We start from the raw sequence: 8,419 nt of genomic DNA, 5'->3' as shown, positions 1-8,419 counted from the left end.
GAAGTCTATGCAAATACTCAATTTTAGAAAAATTAATTATTCAATAACGCAGCTTTTATTGTATCATTTGTTGCTTTGGCATATATAGTAGTAGTATTTAGATTTGCATGTCTTAGAATTTTTTGTATGACCACAAGGTTTGTTCCTTTGGCTGTTAATCTCATGGCTAAAGTGTGTCTAAGCAAATGAAGTCCTTTTTTGCTAATCAAAGCTTTAGCGTAAATATTATTTACGATCAAAAAAGCATTACTTCTATTCAAATGTTTTCCTGTGCTAGTTTGCATTATGTAATCACTATCTTGGATATTTTCTTTAAAATATTCAAGCTCATCATCTACTTCTTCTTTTTTAATAAATGCAAATTGTTCTTTACCGCCCTTGCCTATTATGGATATTTTTAAAATTTCATCATCAACTTCTTCAAAATCACAAAGTTTTACATTCAAAGCTTCAGAAATTCTAAGTCCTCCATAAAGCATAAGTTTTATCAGTAAAGAATTTCTAAAACTATTATAAACTTCTTTTTTTGCTTTTTCTTTCTCTAAAACATTATTTAGCCTTATAATTTCATTTTCATTAAGATAATTTAATTTTTCTTCTGATTTTTCTGTTCTAAATCTAATTTTCTTCATATCAAAGGAAAAAATAAACAAATCATCATTATTATCGCTTATAAAAGAAAAAAAGCTAGTTAATACTCTAAAATAAGTTATTTTTGTTTTTTTTGATAGTTTATTGCCATTTTTTGAATTATTTTCTAAATAATTAAGAAAATTGACTAAAAAAGTCGTTTTTATATCGTTTATTTGCATTTCATCTTGATATTCTAATAAATATTCTACAAATTCTAGTAAAATACGCCTATAAAACAATAAAGTGTTCTTTAAATATATATTATCTATATAAATAAAATTTCATATAATCCGCATACAACATCAGAAATTGATAATAAATATTTATCTTGATTTATCTTATTGATGTTTTTAAGTTTTATTCCAACAATTTCATAAAACTTTAGTTTTATTGTATTTAATTTATCTTCAGTGTAAAAAATTTATATTTTGCAATTGGTCCTTCAAATAATTTTATAGATGTAAAATCTATATTTTCAAGTTCTTTGCTATACAAATAATTATTTATAACTTCTTTTAATTCAACTTACAAAACCAAAGCTAGAATATGATTTTATTTTAGCGGATGAAGCACAGGATATCAACGCTTGTGTTATCGACATTGTTCTTAACCAAAAGCAAGCTAAAAAAGTTTTTATAGGAGATACATTCCGAAGCATTTATAAATTCAGAGGTGCTGTAAATTCCTTAGAAGTATTAGCATCTATGCCAAAATCTCATATTTTATATCTAACTCAAAGCTTTAGATGCCCACAAAGCATAGCTACTATTGCCAATTCTTATTTGGGAATTTTAAATGCCTCAAGAGATTTTAAAGGAACGCTAAAACCAAGAAAGGGAAATAATGAAAATGAAGCAAAAGCTATAATATACAGAACTAATGCTAAACTATTTGATATAGCAGTAGAAAATTTAAATAAAAAATTATTTTTTGTGGGAGGGGTGAATAGTTATAATTTTGATGAGTTATTAGACATACAAAATCTTCTTTTTAAAAAACACAAATATATCAAAAATCAGTTTATTGCAAAATTTGCCGACTTAAAAGAACTTCTTGAATATATCAACAAAACTAAAGAGGTTGACTTAAAACAAAAAATATTTGTTCTTTTTAAATATGTACATAGCGATATTATAAAGCTTATCAAAGATATTGAAAAAAGCTGTGTTAAAAAACAAGAACAAGCTGATTTGATATTAAGTACAGGACACAAGAGCAAAGGTTTAGAGTGGAATAATGTTGAAATTATTGATGATTTTTTAAACATCAAGCAAGAACTTGAAGAAAGAGAACAAATTGCCATAGCAAAAGAAGAATTAAATCTTTTGTATGTGGCAGTTACAAGAGCTAAAAATTCTTTAAACATTAACAAAGATTATTTGCTTGAAAAAGATTTTATAGAAAAAAATTAGAAAGGATAACAATAGAATGAAAATAATTAAAAAACTACAAGAAGATGGAAGCTTTAAAGAGCAAACTTATTATTCTGTCGATGAAGTTGCAAAAATGTACTCTGTAACCCATACAACAGTTCGTGTATGGAACTCAAGAGATGTTCTAAAAAGCTTTAAATTAGAAAAAGGTTATTACATATCAAAAGAAACCATTCTCGATTTTCAGAAAATAGAAGATCCCCCCCCCCAAAAAAAGGAGAGGAAAAATGGTTGAAAAATATTATAATAGAGAAGAAATAGCAAAGATGCTTAATGTAAATATCCTAACAATTAGAAATTGGGTTAAGTCGGGATATATTAAGGAATATAAAATTAGTACAAATGTAAGAAAACCATTATATAATCTTGAAGAAATTGAAAAAAATTAAACTCCAATTCAAACAATATATAACAATCAATCACTCGCCTATGCTCTCGCTTCTTTTAGCGGGAGCGATATATATTCAATCAACTCTTTAATATACACTTTTAAATACAATGGTAAAAATATTAAAAAAATAGGAATAAACATAATGTTTATAATTTTCCTAACTTTTATCCTAACTTTTTATTTTTATGCTATTTATAAATATTGTATAGTAGTGTTTTTATTAGCATTATTCAAATCTCGCTAACCGCACCATTATTTAAAATTATAATCATTTAACTTAAAATACTAACTATTTAAAATCAAATTTCAACTTACAATTTCTTAAAGTTACAAAAAATAAAAAATATTAGTTTTTTTTAAAAAACTTAAAAAATATTAAGATTTTTTTTAAGTATAAAGAATATAATTCTATCCGTTTTCAAAAACCATCCCTTAAAAAGGATTATTCAATGTTTGTTTTTATACCATTATTTACAATTTTTATTTTACTTGCAGGCGGATATTTTGCCAAAAGAATTGGCGTTTTAAAGCAAAAACAAGCTAGGACTTTTTTAGATTTTGCTATTATTTTTGCTTTACCTTGTTTGATTTTCGATAAAGCATATCATTTAAATTTTGATTTTTCATTGATTATTTTTATTTTTATTGGATTATTTAGCTGTATATTAGCAGCTTTTTTTGCTATTCTTATTGGAAAAGTTTTTCATTTTTCTAAAGTAACTTTAGTCAGTATGTTTTTGCTTTCTTGTTTTGGAAATACTATATTTGTGGGTATGCCTATTGTTTCTGGTGTATTTAATGACCCACAATTTAGCGCTGAAGTTATATTTTACGATGCTTTAGCCACAACTTTACCTATATCACTTTTTGGACCTTTTATACTTTCTTTGGGAAATGGAGAAAAAGTCAGTTTGCTTGCTAATGTTAAAAAAATTCTTAGCTTTCCACCTTTTTTAGCTTTGCTTTTTGGTTTTTTGTGTAAATTGATTACTTTACCTGAATTTATTTTCTCTCCTATTCGTTTATTTGGTGCTTCTGCAACCCCTGTTGCACTTTTTGCTATAGGTTTAGGACTTGGCTTTATGGCGATTAAAACCTCTTACAAACCTACAGTAATTGTCATCTTTGCTAAAATGATTTTAGCTCCTTTATTTTTTGTATTTTGTTTAAAAATATTTAATTTAGAATTAAAAAATTCTACCATTGTTGCTATTATAGAAAGCGCAGCTCCTACTATGACCTTAGCAGGAGCTATGGTAATGAAAGCTAAACTAGATAGCAATTTAGCCGTAAGTGCTGTAGCCTTTGGAGTTCTTTTTGCTTTTGTTTCTATGCCAATTTTAATTTGGGCTTTGTTATAAGCTCAAATTATATGGCTAAATTTTTAGCTAATTCTTTAACTTTTTTAAGATCAACTTTTCCTGAACCTAGGAGGGGAATTTTTTCTATTTGAAAATAATATCTAGGTTTAAAAAGTGTAGGTATATTAGAATTTTTTATAGCCTCACATACTCTTTCAAAAATTTCATTATTACATTCTATGAGTAAAGCAATTTGTTCCCCTTTTTTCTCATCTTCTAAAGATGTGGCACAAAATTTAACCACTTCAGTATCTATAAATTTGGCAATTTCTTCTTCTATTACACCCAAAGAAATCATCTCTCCGCCAATTTTTGCAAAGCGAGAATAACGATCGACAATATATAAAAAACCATCTTCATCCAAATGTCCCTTATCTCCCGTGTTGTACCATCTTATGCCATCAATTTCTTTAATAACTTCATCGGTTTTTTCTTTGTTATTAAGATAGCCTACCATAACTTGATGACCGCCTATAAGTATGAGTCCATCTTCATTTGTTTTTAAATTTTCATAATTATTTGGATCAACAATACGCACTGCAGTTCCAGGTAGAGGCATTCCTACACTTCCTTCTTTATTGGCACGATGCATAAGCCAATAATCCGCATCAAAACGATTCGGCAAATTTACACTCGCCACAGGCGTGGTTTCCGTAGCTCCATAACCTTCAAAAATGCTTTTTTTAAACTTCATTTCAAAAGCAGTTCTTACTTCATTTTTTAGTTTTTCAGCGCCCGATACAACTATTCTTAAACTTTCAAACATTAAAGCATCAAGCTTTTTATTTCTTGCATAAATTCCTAAAAAGGTTGAAGTTCCACACATAATAGTGACATTATTTTTAGCAACAGCTTTGGCAACCCCTAAGGCATCGGTTGGATCTGAAAAAGCGATGCTTTTAATACCTTCAAGCAAAGGCAAAAATGTAGTTACGGTAAGTCCAAAAGCATGAAAAGGTGGTAAAGATGAGAGAATGACATCATTATTTCTTGTGCAAAGCACATCAGAAATTTGTGCTATATTGCTTAAAATATTACGGTTGTTGAGCATAACACCTTTTGGAGAACCTTCGCTTCCACTACTAAATAAAATAACTGCTATGGCAAGATTGTTTTTTGAAGGAGTGAAAATGGTTTTGAGTATAAAACTAGGCATGATACTAACTGCTAACATCATGCTAAAAATTTTAGTTTTTTGCATTTTAAAATCTTCTACAATATCTTCAAAATAAATTAAATGTATATTTGTATCGAAATTTAGATTTATACCTTTATTTGCTAATTTTTCTAAAAAAGTTTTAGAAGTATAAATTTGTGAAATTTGCGCATTTTTTATAGCTACTTTTAGAGCTTTTTCTCCAGCCGTAAAATTAAGATTTACTGCAATTTTTTCTGCGATTAAAACAGATAGATTGGTTAAAGAGCTTGCAAAAGAAGCAGGTAGTAAAATTCCTATAGCTTCCTCTTTAGGAGCGTAACTTCCACGCTGAGGGTTAATATTTAATTCTTTGGATTTTCTTTTAATAAAAAAATTAAGAATTAAACTAAGACTCAACATTTTTCTATAAGAAATATCTCCAGCTAGCGTATCGATAATGGCTATTTGATTTAGATTTTTTTTAGCTGTATCTATCCAAGCTCTTGCTATAGTATGCATAGCTTCACATTGTGATTTCCAAGCCATAAAAGAAAGTTCAAAAACTTTAGCTTTAACTTCATCTTTTTTAGAATGCAAAGGCATGGCTTTACCAAAAGCTATAGCAATTTTTCTTTTATTTAAAGTGCGGTTTCTTGCTGAAAATTCTTCATCGCTTCTTGAAAAAGCACTACCCCAAAGTCCTCTTATATAAAAAGGAATAATTTTTCCATCATCTTCACTTAAATATTCACAAGCTAATTCAAATCCTGCTTTAAATTCATTTAATTGTCCATGTCTTGAAAGCGTACCTTCAGGAAATAAGCAAACTAAATTACCTTCTTTGATATGCTTTGCTATCAGTTCTAAACTCGTCTTACTTCCTGTACTTGATACAGGAATAATACCAAATTTATCAAGAAAAATTTTAATATACCATTTAGAATAAATACTTCTTTCCATAACAAAATAAATTTTTCTTGGAATTGCCATTTGTACAACAGCCCAATCAATAAAAGAAATATGATTACCCAAAAGCAAAGCTCCGCCTTTTTCTGGTATATTTTCAAAACCTTCTACAAGTAAGCGGTATCGTTGTAAAAAAGCTATGCTTAAAAGTATACGCACTAAAGAAAAAGGAAATTTTAAAAGTATATAAAAACCTCCTATAAAGGTTACTAAAGTAATAAAATAAAACAAATAAACCACATTGATTTCAAATTTTGCAAATAAAGTTGCTAAGAGTAAAAATCCTAACATGGCAATATTTTGAAAAAAATTATTTCCTGCAAGAATTTGCCCCAATTCATTTTCTTTGGCATGAAATTGGATTAAAGTATTTAAAGGAACGATAAAAAGAGCTCCACAAAATCCAAAAAAGAAAAATAAAAAACTATAACTTAATAAACTTATAAAATAAGGCATTAAAAAAGCCATTAAAAACATACCCAATGCACCAAGTGGAATAAGTCCAAGTTCTATATAATTTTTTGAAAATTTACCAGCTACTAAAGAGCCTAAAATCACTCCTATACCAGAAAAAGCGAGTGAAATTTGCACATAAAAAGTATTTTCTATGAAAAGTTCATTTTTGACAAAGACAGGAAAGCTAACAAGATAAAGTTGAGATATAGCCCAAAAAAATGAAATTCCTATTATGCAAAGCCAAATAGTTTTATTTTTAAAAACAAGCTTAAGATTATTTATTAGAAGTTTTCCATGAATATAGTCTTTTTTATTAAAAACTAAATCTTTATTTGTTTGTTTGAGCTTAGGTAAACGCCACGCAAAAAATACTTCGATACAAGAAAATAAAATTAGCACAATTCCTAAAGGCGCTACTTCTTTTAAAATTTCATCTGTTTGATTATACGTAGAGCTATAAAGACTTTCAAAACTTAAAGAAAATAAAGCCATTCCTGCTAAGATTGCCATAATGCTTACTGCATTAATTACACCATTGCCCATAGCAAGAAAGTCTTTTCCTACAAGTTCTTTGATAAAACCGTATTTGCTTGGTGAATAAATCGCTGCTTGTGCTCCCATTATAAAAGTAAAAATAAAAGCCATCCAAAAAGCACCGCTATAGTAACAAATGCAAATTATTAAAGTGAGTACAACATTGAAAATTGCTGAAATTTTCATTACAATATTTTTTGGATATTTATCCGCTAAAAAACCCGAAGGAGAAAGCATAAGAATAAAAGGAAGTAAAATCAAAGCATTAACTATAGCATTTAAAAATAACTGCTCGCTTCCTTCATAGGCCTTATAAATAGTATTTTGAATAATAATTTTATGTCCCAAATCCACAAAAGCATTGATGAATGCTATAAGTAAAAAAGGAATTAATCCGTAAATTTTCAAAAAAGATTTTTTTTGCATTATTTAAACCTCGTCAATTAGCACTTATTTTACAAAAGAATTTATCAGTTTTTAGGAAAATTATCTATATTATCTTTTAAAATCATTCCATCGATTTTTAATTTATAAAATTTTTTAAAATTCTCTAATTTATCAACAATCATTAAAACCCTACTATCAAAAACATAAAATTCTGCAACCTTGCTAGCAAATTTTGCAAGTTTTTTGTCATTGCAAAGCAAAAACTTAGCTCCTAAAGCATTGGCTAAAAATATCTCGTCTTTATTTTGAACTAAAATAGCAAATTCAAAATCATTTTGACTTAAATAAGAAATCAATTTTTCATCATAAACAATACAATAAACTTTATTATCTTTAACTTCTTCAACACTTTCAATAAAAGAAAAATCTAAATTTTTTAATAATTTATGTCCAATAATAAGCATTTTTTTCCTTAGCTCTATTTTTTATTATTTTGCAAATTATACTTATAAAATTGTTACCAAGCAAGATGGCGCAGCGGACGGGGCTCGAACCCGCGACCTCCGCCGTGACAGGGCGGCATTCTAACCAGCTGAACTACCGCTGCATCCAAAGTAAAGAAGTAGAGATTATAAAACCTATTTATGATTTTATAAAATGGTGGTCACTATAAGACTCGAACTTATGACATCCACCTTGTAAGGGTGGCGCTCTACCAACTGAGCTAAGCGACCTATAATTGGCGACCCCTAGAGGATTTGAACCTCTGTTTCCACACAGAGAGAGTGTTGTCCTGGGCCACTAGACGAAAGGGTCATAACCCTAACAATAAAAATGGTGTCCCGTGTTGGATTCGAACCAACGGCCCCCTCCTTAAAAGGGAGATGCTCTACCGGCTGAGCTAACGAGACAAGATGGCGCAGCGGACGGGGCTCGAACCCGCGACCTCCGCCGTGACAGGGCGGCATTCTAACCAGCTGAACTACCGCTGCATCCAAAGTAAAGAAGTAGAGATTATAAAACCTATTTATGATTTTATAAAATGGTGGTCACTATAAGACTCGAACTTATGACATCCACCTTGTAAGGGTGGCGCTCTACCAACTGAGCTAAGCGACCT

At 29.0% G+C, this 8,419-nt stretch carries 6 protein-coding genes, 6 tRNA genes and 2 pseudogenes; 5 read left to right on the top strand and 9 right to left on the bottom strand.

Annotation, left to right across the window (positions count from 1 at the left end; translation table 11 throughout):
• Window positions 1-32: 32 nt before the first annotated feature.
• Window positions 33-890: pseudogene (locus AJ886_RS10080) on the bottom strand (tyrosine-type recombinase/integrase); the annotation flags it as partial.
• 261 nt (window positions 891-1,151) lie between these two features.
• On the opposite strand from AJ886_RS10080, the pseudogene AJ886_RS10980 reads away from it, so the two are divergent.
• From AJ886_RS10980 to AJ886_RS10065, 5 genes and pseudogenes are all read left to right on the top strand, one after another.
• Window positions 1,152-1,259, top strand: a pseudogene (locus tag AJ886_RS10980) (hypothetical protein); the annotation flags it as partial.
• A 78-nt stretch (window positions 1,260-1,337) separates the two neighbouring features.
• The gene (locus AJ886_RS10075; RefSeq protein ID WP_261663025.1) at window positions 1,338-2,045 is read left to right on the top strand and encodes a 3'-5' exonuclease; all 708 of its coding nucleotides are present in this window, start codon (window positions 1,338-1,340) and stop codon (window positions 2,043-2,045) included.
• A 16-nt stretch (window positions 2,046-2,061) separates the two neighbouring features.
• Window positions 2,062-2,301, top strand: coding sequence for a helix-turn-helix domain-containing protein (locus tag AJ886_RS10070; protein WP_070287637.1), 240 nt, complete (start codon window positions 2,062-2,064; stop codon window positions 2,299-2,301).
• Window positions 2,294-2,455, top strand: coding sequence for a helix-turn-helix domain-containing protein (locus tag AJ886_RS10650; RefSeq protein WP_153882520.1), 162 nt, complete (start codon window positions 2,294-2,296; stop codon window positions 2,453-2,455). Before AJ886_RS10070 ends, AJ886_RS10650 begins: the two co-directional genes overlap by 8 nt.
• Window positions 2,456-2,906: 451 nt before the next feature.
• The gene (locus AJ886_RS10065) at window positions 2,907-3,818 is read left to right on the top strand and encodes an AEC family transporter (RefSeq protein WP_070287636.1); all 912 of its coding nucleotides are present in this window, start codon (window positions 2,907-2,909) and stop codon (window positions 3,816-3,818) included.
• A gap of 7 nt (window positions 3,819-3,825) precedes the next feature.
• On the opposite strand, the gene AJ886_RS10060 is transcribed toward AJ886_RS10065, so the two are convergent.
• From AJ886_RS10060 to AJ886_RS10025, 8 genes are all read right to left on the bottom strand, one after another.
• Entirely contained in the window at window positions 3,826-7,338 is a 3,513-nt protein-coding gene (locus tag AJ886_RS10060; RefSeq protein ID WP_070287635.1) for an acyl-[ACP]--phospholipid O-acyltransferase, read from the bottom strand.
• A 44-nt stretch (window positions 7,339-7,382) separates the two neighbouring features.
• The gene (locus tag AJ886_RS10055; RefSeq protein ID WP_070233912.1) at window positions 7,383-7,763 is read right to left on the bottom strand and encodes a hypothetical protein; all 381 of its coding nucleotides are present in this window, start codon (window positions 7,761-7,763) and stop codon (window positions 7,383-7,385) included.
• Between the two features lie 66 nt (window positions 7,764-7,829).
• Window positions 7,830-7,906: transfer RNA gene (locus tag AJ886_RS10050), tRNA-Asp, on the bottom strand.
• Window positions 7,907-7,957: 51 nt separating this feature from the next.
• Window positions 7,958-8,033, bottom strand: a tRNA-Val gene (locus tag AJ886_RS10045).
• A 6-nt stretch (window positions 8,034-8,039) separates the two neighbouring features.
• A tRNA-Arg gene (locus tag AJ886_RS10040) sits at window positions 8,040-8,115 on the bottom strand.
• 19 nt (window positions 8,116-8,134) lie between these two features.
• A tRNA-Lys gene (locus AJ886_RS10035) sits at window positions 8,135-8,210 on the bottom strand.
• Window positions 8,211-8,214: 4 nt separating this feature from the next.
• A tRNA-Asp gene (locus AJ886_RS10030) sits at window positions 8,215-8,291 on the bottom strand.
• Between the two features lie 51 nt (window positions 8,292-8,342).
• Window positions 8,343-8,418 (bottom strand) — tRNA-Val (locus AJ886_RS10025).
• Between the last annotated feature and the right edge of the window lies 1 nt (window position 8,419).

The organism is Campylobacter sp. BCW_6465 (assembly GCF_001762815.1).
GTDB lineage: Bacteria > Campylobacterota > Campylobacteria > Campylobacterales > Campylobacteraceae > Campylobacter_D > Campylobacter_D jejuni.
Note: the sequence above shows the minus strand (reverse complement) of the source record. Positions and strands in the feature narration are given on the sequence as shown.